Here is a 16,742-nt window from a genome sequence, read left to right as displayed (position 1 = left end):
GCACTTTCAATGTTTAAGATAGTAAGATCTTGTTAAAAAACATCCTAGTCCTTATTTTTGTGCTTACTTCAATAAACAAGTTTTTCTGCCTAGGGGAAATTCTTTCGAATGTTCATGATGCGAAATAAAGTTATTCTGCGGTTTACCGTTCTGGCGCTAATCCACGCCCCATTAGCTCTAGCGGCTACAGAAACGGTTAAAGAAGGATACACACTCGTTGAATCTATTACGATTACAACTGAAGGTGAAAATTCTTTAAACAAACATCCGCTACCGAAATTAAAAACGAAAAGTGGCTCTTTGTTTTCTCAAGCAGATTTTGATGAAGACCTACGCAATCTATCTAAAGATTACGATAGAGTAGAACCAAAAGTTGATTTTTCTAATGGCAAAACCACGATTTCTTTGCTTCTTGTTGCCAAGCCATGCATTCGAAAAATTTCTATTAAAGGGAACGAAGCCGTACCCTCTCATAAGATTCTTAAAACTCTACAAATCTACGAAAATGATGTATTTGATAGGGAAAAGTTCTTAAAAAATTTTGATGAGCTTAGAGTTTACTACCTTAAACGCGGTTTTTTTGAATCACAACTCTGTTATGAATTAGATCATAATGAACACAAGGGTTACATTGATGTCCTGATCCAGATTCAGGAAGGTCCTTGTGGTAAAATTAAAAAGTTAGAAATTTCAGGTCTCAATAGATGTGAAAAGGCAGATGTCAAAGAACTGATTCTGACTAAACAGTATTCAAAAACTACTAGTTGGTTTACAGGAAATGGTCTGTATCATCCTGACATTGTTGAGCAAGACTCGTTTGCTATCACCAACTATTTACATAATCTAGGCTATGCTGATGCAACAGTTACTCCAAGACGTGAAGTAGACGAATGTGGAAATATCGTACTCTACATGGATGTCGATAAAGGCCCTCTGTATACTTTAGGTCACGTACATGTTCAAGGATTCGATGTACTGCCTAAGCGCCTTGTAGAAAAACAATTATCTGCGGGTCCTGATGATATTTACTGCCCCGAAAACATATGGGAAGGCGCACAAAAAATTAAGAATACTTATGCAAAGTATGGTTACATTAACACGAATGTTGACGTAACATTTTCGCCTCATGCCTCACGTCCTGTTTACGACGTAACTTACCAGGTAAGTGAAGGATCTCCTTATAAAGTTGGTTTAATCAAAATCACGGGAAATACTCATACAAAACATGATGTGATTTTACACGAAAGCAGCCTATTCCCAGGGGATACTTTCAACAGATTAAAACTGGAAGATACTGAGCAACGCCTCAGAAATACGGGTTATTTCCAAAGTGTCAGTGTATATACTGCACGTTCTCAATTGGATCCATTAGACAATGCTGAAGAATATCGAGATATCTTCATAGAAGTTAAAGAAACTACAACAGGAAACTTAGGATTGTTTTTAGGTTTTAGCTCTTTAGACAATTTATTTGGAGGAATCGAGCTTTCTGAAAGCAATTTTGATCTTTTAGGTATCAGACATTTGTGCTCTAAAGGTTTTAGATGCCTAAGAGGTGGTGGAGAGTATTTATTCTTAAAAGCAAACTTCGGGGATAAAGTCACCGACTATACTCTTAAATGGACAAAGCCTCACTTTTTAAATACACCGTGGATTCTAGGTGTCGAACTTGATAAGTCTATTAATAGAGCTCTTTCTAAGGATTATTCCGTTGAGACTTATGGTGGAAATGTCAGTACCACGTATATCTTAAATCAACAATTAAAATACGGTATCTATTACCGGGGTACACAAACTAGCTTATATAAGAAGAAAAAAGATCAAGCCGGTCCTGATCTTGCTGCTAATAAAGGCTTTATATCTGCTGCCGGTGTAAATCTAAATTACGATTCCGTAAATAACCCTAGAAACCCTACTACAGGTATACGTAGTAGCGTAAATTTCGAAGTTTCTGGTCTTGGTGGTACCTACCACTTCACAAAACTCTCTTTAAACAGTTCGATTTATCGTAAGCTAACAAGGAAAGGGGTTTTGAAAATCAAAGGAGAAGCTCAGTTCCTTAAACCTTTTGGAGACACAACTATAGAAGGCATTCCTATTAGTGAACGCTTTTTCTTGGGTGGAGAAACTACTGTTCGGGGATATAAACCATTTATCATTGGTCCTAAGTTTTCTCCTACAGAACCTCAAGGTGGATTATCCTCTCTCCTACTTACGGAAGAGTTCCAGTATCCTTTAATCAATCAACCTAACGTGAGTGCTTTCGTCTTCCTAGATTCAGGATTTATTGGACTTAAAGAATACACTATCCGTTTGAAAGATCTTTGTGGAAGTGCTGGCTTTGGTTTACGCTTTGACGTAATGAACAACGTTCCAGTTATGTTAGGATTTGGTTGGCCATTCCGCCCAACAGAAATGTTTGAGGGAGAAAAAATTGATGTTTCACAACGGTTCTTCTTTGCTTTAGGAGGCGTCTTCTAAATATAGCTGTGAAAAAGTAGCAAAGCTCTAAATCTTTGGTTGTCTTCAGAGAGAGCTTTTGCTAATCTAAAGCTCTTCATCTCTTAGATCTTATAAAGGTTAATATGAAAAAATCATTAAGCTCTGTTTTTCTCACTTTTCTAACTTTAGCGGGTATGCAGCAAGTTTTTGCTGATGAAAGCTCTAGCGAGTGTCGCTTAGGCGTTGTCAGTTTGAAACGTTGTTTAGAGGAATCTGCTTTTGGGAAAAAAGAAACCGAAGAGCTAGAAAACATGAAACAACAGTTCTCAAAAAATTCTGAAAAAATGGAAGAAGAACTGTCGTCACTTTATAATAAATTACAAGACGAAGATTATATCGAGAGTCTCTCTACTTCAGCTGCTGAAGAATTAAGAAAAAAGTTTGAGGATCTTTCCGCAGAATATAATGCCTTACAATCGCAATACTACCAAATGTTGAACCAAACCAATATGAAAAGGGTTCAAAAGCTCATACAAGAAGTAAAAAAAGCTTCTGCAAAAGTAAGAGAAAAAACAGGTTTGTTCGCGATCTTGAACGACGAAGTGGTTCTATCCATTGATTCTAGTGCTGATAAAACTGATGAGATTATCAAAATTCTTGATGAATCTTTCAAAAATAACTAAGATACCTCAAGAACCAAGGAGTTTTGTATGCCTCAAGAGCTGGTCTATACTCTTCAACAGTTAGCAGACTTATTAAAAGTTGAAGTTCAAGGAAATACAGAAACTCCTATTTCTGGTGTTGAAGAGATAAGTGCAGCTAAAGCTCACCATGTCACTTTTCTTGATAATGAAAAATATGCTCGTTTTATAAAGATTACTGAAGCTGGAGCTATTATTTTATCAAAGGCTCAAGCTCAAAAGTACGGTCATTTAAATAAGAATTTCCTTATAGTTTCAGAATTCCCTTCTATAGCTTTCCAGAAATGTATCGAATTATTCATTTCTCCTGTTGACTCAGGATTCCCAGGAATTCACCCTACAGCTGTTATCCATCCAACAGCATCCATAGGCAAGGATGTTTGTATAGAGCCCTATGCTGTTATATGCCAACACGCATGTATTGGAGATTCTACCTACATTGGGACTGGTAGTGTTATAGGTGCGTATTCTACTCTTGGAGAACATTGCTTAATACATCCTAGAGTAGTAATTCGCGAACGTGTAGAGATGGGTAAGCGTGTGATCGTCCAACCTGGTGCTGTTATCGGTTCATGTGGTTTTGGTTACATTACCAATGCTTTTGGCCGGCATAAACATCTTAAGCATTTGGGGAAAGTGATTATCGAAGATGATGTTGAAATAGGAGCGAATACTACCATAGATAGGGGTCGTTTCAAAAATAGCATCATACGTGAAGGTACCAAAATCGACAATCAAGTGCAGATAGCTCACCATGTAGAAGTTGGGAAGCATAGCATGATTGTTGCACAAGCAGGAATCGCTGGTTCTACAAAAATTGGTAACCACGTGATTATTGGAGGGCAAACAGGAATTACAGGTCATATTTCAATCACAGACCATGTAATTATGATGGCTCAAACAGGAGTTACTAAATCTATAAGTTCTCCTGGTATCTATGGAGGAGCTCCTGCTCGTCCATATCAAGAAATTCATCGTCAAGTTGCTAAAATCCGTAGCCTACCTAAATTAGAAGAACGTTTAGGAATGTTAGAAGAAAAAGTTAAGGGATTATCTGCACAATCTGAAGAATTACAAATAACCCCTTCATAGAATTATAGATGTATAGATTTAAAGCGTCTTTTCAAGGTAAGAATTTTTATCACGCTTTTATTGACAATTGCTGGACTTACTTGACCCGTGGTAATTAATTGAGTTAGTACTTTAATTCCCTTCTTAAGCTCTTTAAGACTAGAAAAAGTAAAGCACTCGACTCCATGATTCAGTGCTTTTATTGTATTCTCAACATTCGTCAACATAGAACATCCCATAAATTTCAATCTTGAGAAGTCTACGTCAATAGCTAAACCTCGTATAGTGTTTGCTAAACTATAACGTAAAGCTATGGGACTTGGTGTGGTTGTCGTAGGAGAACAATCACAGTGATGTAATTTTCCTTGTATATTACCTGAATATTTTAGTCCCCTGAGCAACTCAGAATAGTTGGTCATATCCATACTGACTATTTCTTGAAAGATTAATGAAATCATAACCCCATAATCTTTAAGTAGCTCTCCTAAACCAATTCCTACCTCATAAAGATTTTTGCAGTCCATTAAAGATAAATCCCGCTCCAACAAATAAAATTCCAAGCTATGAGGAATAGTACATCCCAAAAGTAAATGAATTATCTGAGACTTATTGAAATCACGAACATACCTACATTGCTTTTCAAAAGAACCACAAGAAAATAATATTCCGCCTAAGCCATAGTTCTGTTCAATCTGTTCAACTGAACTTACAAAATCCTCCCACTCTATTCCACAAGAGGGAAGATAAAAAAATAATTGAGCTAACTTCTTATCCATGGAAGTAAGTAGAGAAAATAGCTCTTTTGTTTCCTCTAACTCCTCGTTTTTATAGGGCATCCATTGCGTTTTTTTTAAATAGTTACTAGCACCTTCTCTCCCATCTTGAAATTCTTGAGCAGAGGCAACAACCCGTTTAGTTATAGTTAATAATTTTTTCTTGAGTTCATTATCTTTCTTATTGTCGTTGTCACTGGGAGAATTTGGATCTCTCATGACACCATCTATCTGTTCCACATAAAAATGATTCTGACGATTTAGTCTGCTAAAAACGTCCATGTGTCCACGGTCCTTTACTTCTTGGTCAGAAATACACAAATGGGAAGATATTAAAGATTTTTCTTTTTTTAAAAAACTTAATTACTTTTTTGGTCTTGTCTTTTCAAATCCATGACTTTATAATAGAGTGAACTTAATCCTTGACGCAACTCTCGTATCAAGATATGCCCGACGCTTTTCATTACAATATCGCTTCTCAAGAATCTGATGAGGCAACTGTAAAAAATATTATCGATATATATGGCTCCTCTCGTTGTGTAGAACTCTTGAAATACATGCTACTCATTCGTGAGTTTGAAACACGAGGAGAAGAGGCTTATTTGGAAGGTTTAGTTGGTGGTTTTTACCACTCCTATAGTGGTCAAGAAGCGGTTGCGACCGCAGCATTGGCTAATACAGGATTAGATCAGTGGTTTTTCTCTTCCTACCGCTGTCACGCTCTTGCCATATTACTGAATATCCCCTTGCGCTCCCTTGCAGCAGAATTACTAGGTAAAGAAACCGGTTGCGCGTTAGGTCGAGGCGGGTCCATGCATATGTGTGGTCCGAATTTTCCAGGAGGATTTGGAATCGTAGGAGGTCAAATTCCCCTAGCCGCTGGAGCGGCATTCGCTATCAAATATCGGTGTGAAGATAAGATCTCCCTAGGATTCATTGGAGATGGAGCTGTTGCTCAAGGAGTATTTCACGAAACATTGAATTTTACTGCTCTACATAACCTCCCCTTAATGCTGATTATAGAAAATAATGGCTGGGGCATGGGGACCGCTCTCAATCGTGCTATTGCAAAACAACCGATAGGAGAATCCCAAGGGGCTTCTTACGGTATACGCTCATTCACGTTAAACGGCTTTGATCTTTTCAATTGTCTTTTAGGCTTTAAAGAAGCTTATGAGTACATGCAAAAAACGCGGCTTCCAGTCATTGTTGAATGCTTATGTTCTCGATTTAGAGGACACTCCATTTCTGATCCCAACTTGTATAGAAGTAAAGAAGAAATGCAATGCCTTATAAAAAAAGATCCTATCATGTTCGCTAAAAAATGGCTGATCAACTTGGGAGTAATCTCAGAAGAAAGTTTTCAAGCATTACGTGAAGAATGTAAGAACGAGGTTTTAAAAGCTTTTACTGAAGCAAAATCAGATCCAGAACCCACGATTGCCACATTAGAAGAGGGTGTGTATGCCTAAGTATGTTACATTAGAAATCCGAGAAGCTATTAGAGAAGCTATTGATGAAGAGATGGCGAGGGATCCTAATGTATGTATACTAGGAGAAGAAGTCGCTGAATATAACGGTGCTTATAAAGTTACAAAAGGCCTTTTAGATAAGTGGTCATCATCAAGAGTTATTGATACACCAATTAGTGAAGCGGCATTCGCTGGTATAGGGATTGGAGCGGCATTAACCGGTTTGCGTCCAATTATAGAATTTATGAGTTGGAATTTCTCTTTAGTAGCTGCAGATCAAATTATTTCACATGCTGCAAAAATGCATTATATGACTGGAGGAATCTTCTCAGTTCCCATCGTATTTCGTGGTCCTAATGGTGCTGCAGCACAAGTATCTTGTCAGCACTCTCATTGTGTTGAGGCCCTATATGCTAATATCCCGGGTTTAATTGTTATTGCCCCATCGAATTCTTATGATGCTAAAGGACTATTAAAATCTGCTATTAGAAATGACAATCCTGTTCTCTTCTTAGAAAATGAGTTAGAGTATAATCTCAAATGCGAAGTCCCCGTCGAAGAATACTTAATCCCTATTGGGAAGTCTCGAGTTGTAGAAGAGGGTAAGGATTTAACAATTATCACCTACGGTCGAATGGTTTCTATCGTAAAACAAGCTGTAAAGGTTGCTAAACAGCGTTATGGTCTTTCTATAGAAATTCTTGATCTACGCACAATTAAGCCACTAGATATCTCTGGAATATTTTCTTCAGTAAAGAAAACAGGAAATTGTATAGTTGTAGAAGAGGGTCATTACTTTGCAGGGATCTCTGCGGAAATCATTACGGAAATTACAGAACATATTTTTGATTACCTAGATAGCCCTCCTTTAAGAGTGTGCCAAAGAGAAACTCCTATGCCGTACAACAAGACATTAGAGCAAGCAACTCTGCCCAATGTGAATCGTATTTTAGACACTATCGAAAAAATCATGAGGTAAATTTGTGATTTCTCTATTAAAAATGCCGAAACTTTCTCCCACCATGGAAGTAGGAACTATCGTAAAATGGCATAAGAACAATGGCGATAAAATAGAGTTTGGTGATGTTCTCTTAGAAGTATCAACAGATAAGGCTGTACTCGAGCATACGGCAAATGAAGAAGGCTGGTTCCGGGATTGTCTTGTTAAAGAGGGAACAAAAGTACACATAGGCACACCTATAGCTGTCATATCTTCGGAAAAGGATGAGGATTTCAACTTAGACACTATCCTTCCTAAAACTCCCGAGCCAGAACTTCCTGTAGAAAATGTTCAATTAGTGGAAGAAGAAGTCACGAAAGTGCAACCATCCGTTGCCCCCATGCAGTTAGCCTTTCAATTTAAACCTGAACCTCCCCTGTCTAAACCTCTATCTTTAAAAGTAGATTCTTCAAAATCCCCCATTTCTCCCCTAGCTAAACGTGTAGCGAAGGAAAAAAACCTGGATATTTCTGGAATCAAAGGTAGCGGTCCTGGCGGACGTATTGTTGAAAAAGACCTGGATAAAGCTCCTACCAAAGGTATTGCAGGTTTTGGTTACCCTGAAGCTCCTGAAGTGCATCCTGGATCCTATCACGAGGAAACTCTTTCTCCTATTCGAGACATCATTGCACAGAGGTTACAAGCTGCGAAAGCCTCTATTCCACATTTTTATGTAACACAAAAAGTTTATGCTTCGCCGTTGCTCGCCCTGCTTAAGGAACTACAGGCCCAAGGAATTAAGCTGTCTATTAATGACTGTATTGTTCGTGCTTGCGCCCTAGCTTTAAAAGAGTTTCCTGAAGTAAATTCAGGCTTCAATAGCGTCGACAATAAAATTGTACGTTTTGAAACTATAGATATTTCGATAGCTGTGGCTATTCCTGATGGAGTGATTACTCCTATTGTACGCTGTGCTGATCGCAAGAACATAGGTATGATTTCTGCCGAGATTAAAAGCTTAGCTTCTAAAGCGAAATCTCAATCTTTAAAAGAGGAAGAGTATAAAGGTGGGTCTTTCTGCGTTTCCAATTTAGGCATGACAGGAATTACAGCATTCACAGCAATTATCAATCCCCCTCAAGCAGCTATTCTTGCTGTGGGTAGTGTTCAGGAAGAGCCGATAGTAATCAATGGAGAAATTCTAGTTGGTTCTACGTGTATATTGACATTGTCTATAGATCACCGTGTAATTGACGGATATCCAGCCGCAATGTTTATGAAGCGATTGCAGAAAATCTTAGAAGCTCCTTCTATCCTGTTATTAAATTAAAAGTTTCGCGTTTTTCGACAACAACAAGCGTTGCTAATAAAAGTCATTCATATTGGATTAGCAGCGCCTTTTTCTTAAGATTTATGATTTGTAGGAACGTTCCATATATCTCTGGCATAGTCAGCAATAGCTCTATCACTAGAGAAAAAGCCCATGCCGCCTACGTTATATATCGATTTCTTTACCCATTCATCTGTGTTGTGGAATAAGGTAGCCGCAGATTCATGAACTTTAATATACGATTCTAAATCCGCTAAAACAAAGAATGGATCACCTTCATGTAATAATCTATGTACTATAGGCTTGAATAGTTCTTTGTCTGAAGTGTTGAAAAATCCTTGATCTAGTAATTTTAACACATGAGCAATCTTGGGATTGTTATCACATATAGCCTGTGGGTAATACTCTCGCCTTATTTTGGCTATTTCTTCTTCTAACAAACCGAAAATGAACATATTGTCCCTACCAATATATTCCGACATTTCTATATTTGCTCCATCCATGGTTCCTATTGTTAGGGCACCGTTTAAAGCAAATTTCATATTTCCTGTTCCGGAAGCTTCCATACCTGCTGTAGAGATCTGCTCCGAGATATCAGAAGCAGGCATAATCATCTCAGACATCGTCACTCGATAATTTGGAAGGAAGAGAACTTTTAAGACTTCATTCACCTGAGGATCGTTATTTACACAATCGGCAACGCTATTGATAAGTTTAATGACTAACTTAGCAAACGCATATCCTGGAGCCGCTTTTCCAGCAAAAATTACTGTTGTTGGGACAATACTCGAAGATACATTCTCCTTAAGATCATTATACAGATAAATCACCCTAAGAATGTTCATTAACTGCCGTTTATATTCATGAATACGCTTTACATGAAAATCAAACATAGAGGAGGGATCTATGTTCTCCCCGGTTTCTTTTTTAAGTTTTAATGCAAAATCCTGCTTATTATTAAGCTTAATTTTATGCCACTGTTCTCGAAAACTCGCGTCATCAGCAAAAGGGATCACCTTGTGAATTTGAGAGAGATCCGTAATATGAGCACTCCCTATCGTTTGCTCTAATAATGCATCCAAGCGAGGATTACATAAGGCGAGCCAACGTCTTGGAGTAATCCCATTAGTTACGTTAATAAATTTATCGGGGAAAAACTCTACGAAATCTTTAAATAATGTGGTTTTTATAAGATGAGAGTGAAAAGCAGAGACGCCATTAACTTTAGACGAACCTACAACAGCTAAACTTGCCATATTGACATGTTTATCGCTACCCTCCTCAATAATAGACAATGCTCGACGCTTATCGTTATCTCCAGGAAATCTTTGAGAGACTTTCTCCAACCATCGAGAATTAATCTCATAGATAATCTCTAAATGTCTAGGCAATAGTCTTGAAAAGAGATCTATAGACCAACGCTCTAATGCTTCAGGCAAGATCGTATGGTTTGTATAATTGAATATGCGCGTAGTCATATCCCAAGCGGTATCCCAAGGGAGTTCTTCCCTATCAACCAAGATATGCATCATTTCAGCTATTCCTAATGCAGGATGGGTATCATTAAGCTGCACAGCTACCCTGTTAGGGAGATTATCCAAAGAAATATGTGTTTTCGTATATCGACGAAGAATATCTTGGATTGTTGCAGAAACTAAAAAGTACTCTTGCTTTAACCGCAGCTCTTGCCCCTCAGAAATAGAATCATTAGGGTATAACACTCTGGAAATGTTCTCTACTAATGCGATATCTTCTATGGCGCGAATATAATTCCCATGATTAAAGTAATTAAACTCAAATCCATGTGGAGATTGTGCTTGCCACAAACGCAAGGTATTTACAGTATCTCTACCGTATCCTGGGATAGGTACATCATAAGCCATGGCTAGCACTTCTTGAGTATCTACAAGATCAGCAACTTCTTTTCCTCGAGCATCTGTATAATGAATTACTCTACCGTAAAAGCGAACAGGATAGAGATATTCCCCTCTACATATTTCCCAAGGGTTACCATAACGCAACCATTCATCAGGGGCTTCTACTTGATAACCGTTGACAATTTTCTGATCAAAGATACCATAATCGTAGCGGATACCATATCCATAAGCAGGAATTCCCATGGTTGCCATGGAGTCTAAATAACACGCTGCAAGTCGTCCTAATCCCCCATTCCCTAATCCTGCATCTGCTTCCATTTGTATTAAAGTATCGAAATCATAATTCAATTCTTCTAATGCATTACGAACAAGATCCAGCATTCCTAAATTCAGAAGATTACTTTTTAAACTTCTACCAAGTAGAAATTCCATAGAAATATAGTAAACACGCTTAACATCTTGTTCGTAGTAACTATTCTGAGTTTTTAGCCAACCTTTAGCTAACCACTCCATTACAGTCTTTGAAACTGCTGTAAATATATCTCTTGCTGAAGCGGATTCCGGAGATTGTACTACACCAAAATACAGACGATTTAAAATCGCCTGCTTCATTGTTTCTACGTTTACCAAATTCTTATCAAAATTCATAAGTCTCCGAATCGAGGAATAAGCGGGAAGTGATTTTTGTATTTCCATAAGAAAAATCTAAAAAAAAAGAAAGAACTTAGAAGGAAGATATCTTGAAGCAAAGGGAGTATGAAACGAATCTCTATAAAAAATTAAAATCGGAATCAAAAGAAGGAAAATACTCTGAGGGTAAAAATCTGAGATCCCATAATTATGCGTATTCAAATTGATCTGAAAATAACAATCTGCTAAACATTTCTTACATTTTTTATAATTCAGTAACTTATGATCTCAGCACATGCATTTGGAGCGTTCTCTGGACGAGCAAATAGAAATGTCTTTACTCTGAGCGATTTTAAGAGCTCCGATTCTACTAGGGATCAAAGACCTAGAATCTCTCAAGACACAGTAAGCAGAACTAGCCCTCGTATGGATAGGCAGCCTAAATGTCGTATGATTCAGCATACAGCTCTTTGGGTAACTTTAGGAGTAGTCTCTATCTGTTCGATGAGCTTGTTATTAACAAGTGGCTATTACGCAACGCCTACAATTTTAGTAGCACTCATTTTACAGATTATTTTGACACTAGTGTCTATGGCATGTTTGATGATCAACTACGCTCTGAGGAAAAAGTTAGTTTAGGCTAGCAAGGGATTTCTTCTTCAGGGAAAAACTCAAGACTTTTATACGCTGAAGTTAAATACTTCATTAAGTCTTGCGTAGCAATACTAATGTCGTGCCCCCCTTCTTCTACTTTTTGCGAAATAGCACGTATTGATGAAATTACTGTTGAATGATCTCTAGAAAATACATCCCCTATCCTTACATAGGACAAAGACAATTTCTGCCGACATAAGTACATAGCAACCTGTCTAGGCAATACATATTCTCGAGATTGTGAACGCCCTAAAATACTCTCTGGAGACACTCCATAATACTTAGCAACAGCGCGCACAATTCCTGAAGGAGTTAAACGCACGCTTTCCGCAGCCTCTAAAACATCGTGTAAGAGAGATTGTATATCATCTTCATAGAGCAGTTGTTGAGACAATTTCTTATAAGCAACACGTTTTGAAAGCAGATTTAACGCATGTAATAACGCTTTCATATCTGAAGATAATGCATGAATTAAGAAGTCCAAAGCTGAGTCTTCTATGCGAATAGATAGTTGCTCTGTTTGTCGCATCAGAAAACTTCTTAATCCCTCTTTCGTTAAAGGATGAATAGGAACAGCTACTCCCCATTCAAAACGACTAATTAAGCGTTCTTCCATTGCTTTTAAGTCCGCAGGAGCATACGCCGACGAGATAACAATCAACTTACCTTCTGTTTGTAATGAATTAAAGGTATGGAAAAACTCTTCCTGAGTAGCTCCTTTACCTGAGAATACTTCTATGTCTTCTATAAATAAAGCATCGACATTACGGTAAAAAGAACGAAACCTCTGCATTTCTCCAGAACGTATTGCTGAAACTAAATGTTCAGTAAATAAATCTGAAGCAACGTAAAGAATCTTACCTCCAGATTCTCGGAGCACATTTACAGCAGCTTGCATTAAATGTGTTTTCCCAGACCCCTCTGGTCCAAAAAGATAAATCGGGTTAAAAGGAAAGCCTGTAGCATCTTCTGCAGGTTTTGTAAACTCCTGTAAAATACGAAACGGCAAGTCATTTTCAGGAGTCACAAGAAAATTAGCAAAAGTCATCTCAGGATTTACATTGCCATACTGCATAGTAAAGTAGGCAGTTTTTTCCTGCTGCATCTGCTTTTCTTTATAGAAAGGAGTAGTTTTATCAAGGGAAGTAACGTGAACGCGAATTAATTTCCCGTTATTATTCACTAAACTTGTTTTTACTTTGTGGCGTATATGCTCCTCAAACCAAGTCACTTGAAAAGAGTCTTTAGCTTCAAGATACAAATTACACGCATCAAAACATAGGACTTTTAACGACCTTAACCATTTGTCTACAGTACTCGTACCGATTTCTTTTTCTTGTAGCAAAAGAAAGTCTTCCCACGCCCGCATAAAACTATCTCATCTAAATAGTTTTCTTATATCTTTTTTAATATAAAAAAGCTTTTTTTTCAGTTGTTACCTTTGCTTTTTCTTATTAACAGTGATTTCATTTTTAAGATGCTGTCTGTCTAAAATCTTATTAGTAACCCACTGCTGGATCAATCCAAGAAGCATAGAAGAAAACCAATAAATATTTAAACCTGAAGGGAAATTGTAAAACATGAAGGTAAACAAAAGAGCCATCATCGTCCCCATGGCTTCCTGTTGCCTTTGTTGATCTGTAACAGGTCCTTTTTTCTTCAAAGCTGAAAGCTTTTGCTGGACGAACATGACAATCCCTAACAGGATAGGAAGAAGATGAAATTCGTTACCAATAAACCAAACTGGTGTAGTCCAAGAGAATAAAACATCTGGAGCTGTTAAATTATCAATCCATCCTGGAATGAAAGAGGCACCACGAAGAAGGAACGAGGATTTCAATAAATCAAACATAGCTATAAGAAAAGGCAATTGAATCAATAAAGGCAGACAGCCTGTTATAGGATTCACCTTATTTGTCTTATATAAAGCCATGACTTCCATTTGGGCTCGCTTAGGCTCTTTCTTATACTTTTGCTGAATTTCCTGAATATAAGGAGACAGCTTTTGCATACGTCTCATCGAACGTATAGACCAAGCATTTAAAGGGTATAACAATAGTTTTAAAAATACTGTAAGCAGAATAATAGAAATCCCCCAAGAGCCCGTTATCATTTTGAAAAATTTCATAATGATAAAGAGTAAAGCTGCAAAAGGCTCGGTAATAAAAGCGAATAATCCTCGGAAAGTTATACAATCAAGATACTGAGGGTTTTCACCGTTAGGATTTGTATATGCCTGATCTAAAGCTTTTAACGTAGGTTCTGCTAAAGGTCCGGCGTAAACAAGAAAGCGATAAGTTCCTTCTTCTTTGGGTAAAGGAAGCAAGGTTTCATATCCTGGGTATTTAGAAGCAGGATATGCTTGATTTTTAGGATATAGTAAGGATAAGCGTGTAGGAACAGAATTTCCAGAAACATAAGCAGCAGCGTATCCAGCAGGTATATCTGTAAGTGGGGATAAAATAATACCGAAATATCCATTAGAATTGAGTATCCATTGAGGATATATTCCACTACGCAAAGATAAAGGATCTTTAGACTTAGGTAGTTTCACCTTATCCAACTGTCCTTTATTCTTTTTAATCACGCGGTATTTAATAGCCGGACTAAATGTATTGGACATGATTTCAACTTCAGGAACGCCCGAAGTTATCCATATATCGTCACTAGAACGATTTAAACCAACAGCAACTTCAAAAGCATATGGTTGTTGCTCAGGAAGTGTATAAGTTTTCTTAATAGAGCCATCGTAGCTCTCTAATTCCAATACATTACCATTGAAGACAGAAACTCGATATCCAGAAGCTACTGGGTTGACAAGGTCTCTACCCGAAACAATATTTAAGGCATGATAACTAGCAGGCGTGCGTTTCTTCGAATCAGAAAGAATCCCTCTACGCAATAAGGGATAATATCCTCCTACAGTATCAGAGACGACTTGGTTATTTGGTCCTACAGAAGGTAGCCCAGGGAAAGAAGCCTCACTAGGAACTTGAGATTTCAAATCTCTATCAAAACCAATTTCATTAACTATACTCTTACTATCCTCTGATGAGAAAGGAAGGTTAATGCCTTCTACAGCACCACTCTCTTGAGAAATGACTAGTTGCATGTATTCATTGGACAAAACAAAATATTGCCCAGAATGCGTGTCTGTATTTGTTTCAAGAGAACTGCTAAAAATAGCAGCTTTAGTAATTGGAAGGTCTAAAGATTCTAATCTTTCTTCCTTAGAATTATAAATACCTAAAGGTAGGTATTCATTACCTGACCTCCAGAACACTAAAGAAGTTCCGTAAACTTGACTGTCTTTATTGTAAACCTTACCTTCATCCTGCTTGTATTGACCTAAGAAAACTATAGGTTCTTGATTATTACGAAATTCAACGACCAAAACAGGAAGGGCTTCGCTGGTTACAGGGAGAAATACCTTTCCTGTAGTTGAAGGTACTGTCGATTCACCTGTTTCACCATACAAAGCAACGTGAATATTATCACAAGCTGTTGTCTCTTCTATCAAATCCCAACGAGATCCAGAAGAATAAACTGAACTTGCTGAGTTCCCTTGATTCAATAGGAGGAGTCTATCTCCAACACACACTGCATAATGATTCTTATTTACTTCTTCATCTGGGTGTGTTGTCCAGGGAGAAACACCTAACCCCATAGACTTCGTTGCTGCAAGCACTTGTTCTGAAATTGTTTTTTGTTTCTCTGTAAGAGCTTTGCAAGAGCGAAAATCATTATAACCAAAAAAGATTTGGCATCCGACAAAAGCCATGCCAACTAAAGAAACAAACAACAATGAACGTTTATTCATCTGTTAAACTCTGAAAAATTAAACTAAAAAGCTAAAATACCATAGTATCTATTTATCTCCCATAAGAGATTCCTAAAATACGTATGAAATTCTTTCTATTTTGCTGATGAAATAGAACTCTTATCTTTCTTATTTTTAAGGAAGCATACTACTCCCAAAGATAGACCGAGTACAAATAAAGGCAAGGACAATATTTGGCCCATCGTTAACCAACTATCAGGCCCTATAACTTTACCCTGATGGCTTTTAAAAAACTCAGCAACAAAACGAATTAACGATATACCCACTAATCCTAAGGATGTGGCCCATCCTGAGCCTAAACGAAAATAACGTTTATAACTTAAGAAGAACAGGATTATAGAAAGCAATAAATAACTCACTCCTTCATACAACTGTACTGGATGCGTAGGAACACCTAACACGCCTTGAGTAGGAGATGAAAAAATAATCCCCCAAGGAAGATTGGTTGGTTTTCCTACAATTTCCTGGTTCATAAAATTTCCAATACGAATCATAAAAGCCGCACATCCGAATACAGACGCACAAAGATCACAAAGAAATAAAAAGGTCAATATCGGAAGTTTTTTTCTATATATCCAAGAGAATATGATTGCCCATAGAATTAACCCTACCATACCTCCGTGGCTTGCTAATCCCCCATTCCACACTTTGAAAATCTCTTGAGGATTTTTGAGATAAAAATCGCCTCCATAAAATAAAATATAAGCTATACGTGATCCAGGAATGATAAATAACAGAGAATATAAAGCGAAGTTCTCCAAAGCTAAACGAAGTTGTTCCTTAGAGAATCGTGTTTTATCTTCTTCAGTATAAGAAGATAGCGCAAGACAAATCCCTAAGATAGAGGTAAGCAAAATCCCCACAGAAAAACATAGACCATACCAAGACACTCGGAGAGGCCAGTTTTCTGAATTCCATAGAAATTTTGAATGATTCCAGTATATCGCTGATAAGAAGATTCGCATTATTCAATCCAAAAATAGAAAAAAATATAAAATCCGTATAGAATGG

General features: G+C 37.5%; 12 protein-coding genes. 7 read left to right on the top strand and 5 right to left on the bottom strand.

The window, feature by feature from the left end; genetic code table 11:
• Positions 1 to 108 precede the first annotated feature (108 nt).
• The 3 genes from bamA to lpxD all read left to right on the top strand — a co-directional run bounded on the left by bamA (position 109) and on the right by lpxD (position 4,235).
• Positions 109 to 2,481, top strand: a complete 2,373-nt coding sequence (gene bamA / locus G5O_RS07570; RefSeq protein WP_006343159.1) for an outer membrane protein assembly factor BamA — start codon at positions 109 to 111, stop codon at positions 2,479 to 2,481.
• A 104-nt stretch (positions 2,482 to 2,585) separates the two neighbouring features.
• On the top strand, positions 2,586 to 3,125 hold the full coding sequence (locus G5O_RS07565) for an OmpH family outer membrane protein (RefSeq protein WP_006343158.1): 540 nt from the start codon (positions 2,586 to 2,588) through the stop codon (positions 3,123 to 3,125).
• A 27-nt stretch (positions 3,126 to 3,152) separates the two neighbouring features.
• Positions 3,153 to 4,235 carry a UDP-3-O-(3-hydroxymyristoyl)glucosamine N-acyltransferase gene (gene lpxD / locus G5O_RS07560; RefSeq protein WP_006343157.1) on the top strand — a complete coding sequence of 361 codons (1,083 nt, stop codon included), beginning with the start codon at positions 3,153 to 3,155 and terminating at the stop codon, positions 4,233 to 4,235.
• A gap of 2 nt (positions 4,236 to 4,237) precedes the next feature.
• Here lpxD and G5O_RS07555 read toward each other — a convergent pair whose 3' ends face one another.
• The gene (locus tag G5O_RS07555; protein ID WP_006343156.1) at positions 4,238 to 5,269 is read right to left on the bottom strand and encodes a hypothetical protein; all 1,032 of its coding nucleotides are present in this window, start codon (positions 5,267 to 5,269) and stop codon (positions 4,238 to 4,240) included.
• A 164-nt stretch (positions 5,270 to 5,433) separates the two neighbouring features.
• Between G5O_RS07555 and pdhA the strand changes: the two genes are divergently transcribed.
• From pdhA to G5O_RS07540, 3 genes are read left to right on the top strand one after another with little or no spacing between them, the layout of a single operon-like run.
• The gene (pdhA, locus tag G5O_RS07550; RefSeq protein WP_006343155.1) at positions 5,434 to 6,459 is read left to right on the top strand and encodes a pyruvate dehydrogenase (acetyl-transferring) E1 component subunit alpha; all 1,026 of its coding nucleotides are present in this window, start codon (positions 5,434 to 5,436) and stop codon (positions 6,457 to 6,459) included.
• Positions 6,452 to 7,438: an alpha-ketoacid dehydrogenase subunit beta gene (locus G5O_RS07545; RefSeq protein ID WP_006343154.1), complete on the top strand. Its 987-nt coding sequence runs from the start codon at positions 6,452 to 6,454 to the stop codon at positions 7,436 to 7,438. The genes pdhA and G5O_RS07545 overlap by 8 nt, the downstream gene beginning before the upstream one ends.
• Positions 7,439 to 7,442: 4 nt before the next feature.
• Entirely contained in the window at positions 7,443 to 8,729 is a 1,287-nt protein-coding gene (locus tag G5O_RS07540; protein ID WP_006343153.1) for a pyruvate dehydrogenase complex dihydrolipoamide acetyltransferase, read from the top strand.
• Positions 8,730 to 8,803: 74 nt separating this feature from the next.
• Here the strand turns inward: G5O_RS07540 and G5O_RS07535 are convergent, their stop codons facing one another.
• Positions 8,804 to 11,254 (bottom strand): glycogen/starch/alpha-glucan phosphorylase, encoded by a 2,451-nt coding sequence (locus tag G5O_RS07535; RefSeq protein ID WP_006343152.1) that lies wholly within the window; start codon positions 11,252 to 11,254, stop codon positions 8,804 to 8,806.
• A 264-nt stretch (positions 11,255 to 11,518) separates the two neighbouring features.
• Here G5O_RS07535 and G5O_RS10490 point away from each other — a divergent pair, with 264 nt between their 5' ends.
• On the top strand, positions 11,519 to 11,875 hold the full coding sequence (locus G5O_RS10490; RefSeq protein WP_013462665.1) for a hypothetical protein: 357 nt from the start codon (positions 11,519 to 11,521) through the stop codon (positions 11,873 to 11,875).
• A 1-nt stretch (position 11,876) separates the two neighbouring features.
• Here the strand turns inward: G5O_RS10490 and dnaA are convergent, their stop codons facing one another.
• The 3 genes from dnaA to G5O_RS07515 form a co-directional block, all read right to left on the bottom strand.
• Positions 11,877 to 13,259: a chromosomal replication initiator protein DnaA gene (gene dnaA, locus G5O_RS07525; RefSeq protein WP_006343151.1), complete on the bottom strand. Its 1,383-nt coding sequence runs from the start codon at positions 13,257 to 13,259 to the stop codon at positions 11,877 to 11,879.
• Between the two features lie 66 nt (positions 13,260 to 13,325).
• Positions 13,326 to 15,710, bottom strand: coding sequence for a membrane protein insertase YidC (gene yidC / locus G5O_RS07520; RefSeq protein ID WP_006343150.1), 2,385 nt, complete (start codon positions 15,708 to 15,710; stop codon positions 13,326 to 13,328).
• Positions 15,711 to 15,805: 95 nt separating this feature from the next.
• Positions 15,806 to 16,696, bottom strand: a complete 891-nt coding sequence (locus tag G5O_RS07515) for a prolipoprotein diacylglyceryl transferase (protein ID WP_013462664.1) — start codon at positions 16,694 to 16,696, stop codon at positions 15,806 to 15,808.
• Between the last annotated feature and the right edge of the window lie 46 nt (positions 16,697 to 16,742).

Source organism: Chlamydia psittaci 6BC, assembly GCF_000204255.1.
Taxonomy (GTDB): domain Bacteria; phylum Chlamydiota; class Chlamydiia; order Chlamydiales; family Chlamydiaceae; genus Chlamydia; species Chlamydia psittaci.
Note: the sequence above shows the minus strand (reverse complement) of the source record. Positions and strands in the feature narration are given on the sequence as shown.

Excerpts from the sequence above, each read along its gene's own strand:
- bamA (WP_006343159.1), top strand. The coding sequence starts at position 109 with ATGTTCATGATGCGAAATAAAGTTATTCTGCGGTTTACCGTTCTGGCG.
- G5O_RS07565 (WP_006343158.1), top strand. The coding sequence starts at position 2,586 with ATGAAAAAATCATTAAGCTCTGTTTTTCTCACTTTTCTAACTTTAGCG.
- lpxD (WP_006343157.1), top strand. The coding sequence starts at position 3,153 with ATGCCTCAAGAGCTGGTCTATACTCTTCAACAGTTAGCAGACTTATTA.
- G5O_RS07555 (WP_006343156.1), bottom strand. The coding sequence starts at position 5,269 with ATGGACGTTTTTAGCAGACTAAATCGTCAGAATCATTTTTATGTGGAA.
- pdhA (WP_006343155.1), top strand. The coding sequence starts at position 5,434 with ATGCCCGACGCTTTTCATTACAATATCGCTTCTCAAGAATCTGATGAG.
- G5O_RS07545 (WP_006343154.1), top strand. The coding sequence starts at position 6,452 with ATGCCTAAGTATGTTACATTAGAAATCCGAGAAGCTATTAGAGAAGCT.
- G5O_RS07535 (WP_006343152.1), bottom strand. The coding sequence starts at position 11,254 with ATGAATTTTGATAAGAATTTGGTAAACGTAGAAACAATGAAGCAGGCG.
- G5O_RS10490 (WP_013462665.1), top strand. The coding sequence starts at position 11,519 with ATGATCTCAGCACATGCATTTGGAGCGTTCTCTGGACGAGCAAATAGA.
- dnaA (WP_006343151.1), bottom strand. The coding sequence starts at position 13,259 with ATGCGGGCGTGGGAAGACTTTCTTTTGCTACAAGAAAAAGAAATCGGT.
- yidC (WP_006343150.1), bottom strand. The coding sequence starts at position 15,710 with ATGAATAAACGTTCATTGTTGTTTGTTTCTTTAGTTGGCATGGCTTTT.
- G5O_RS07515 (WP_013462664.1), bottom strand. The coding sequence starts at position 16,696 with ATGCGAATCTTCTTATCAGCGATATACTGGAATCATTCAAAATTTCTA.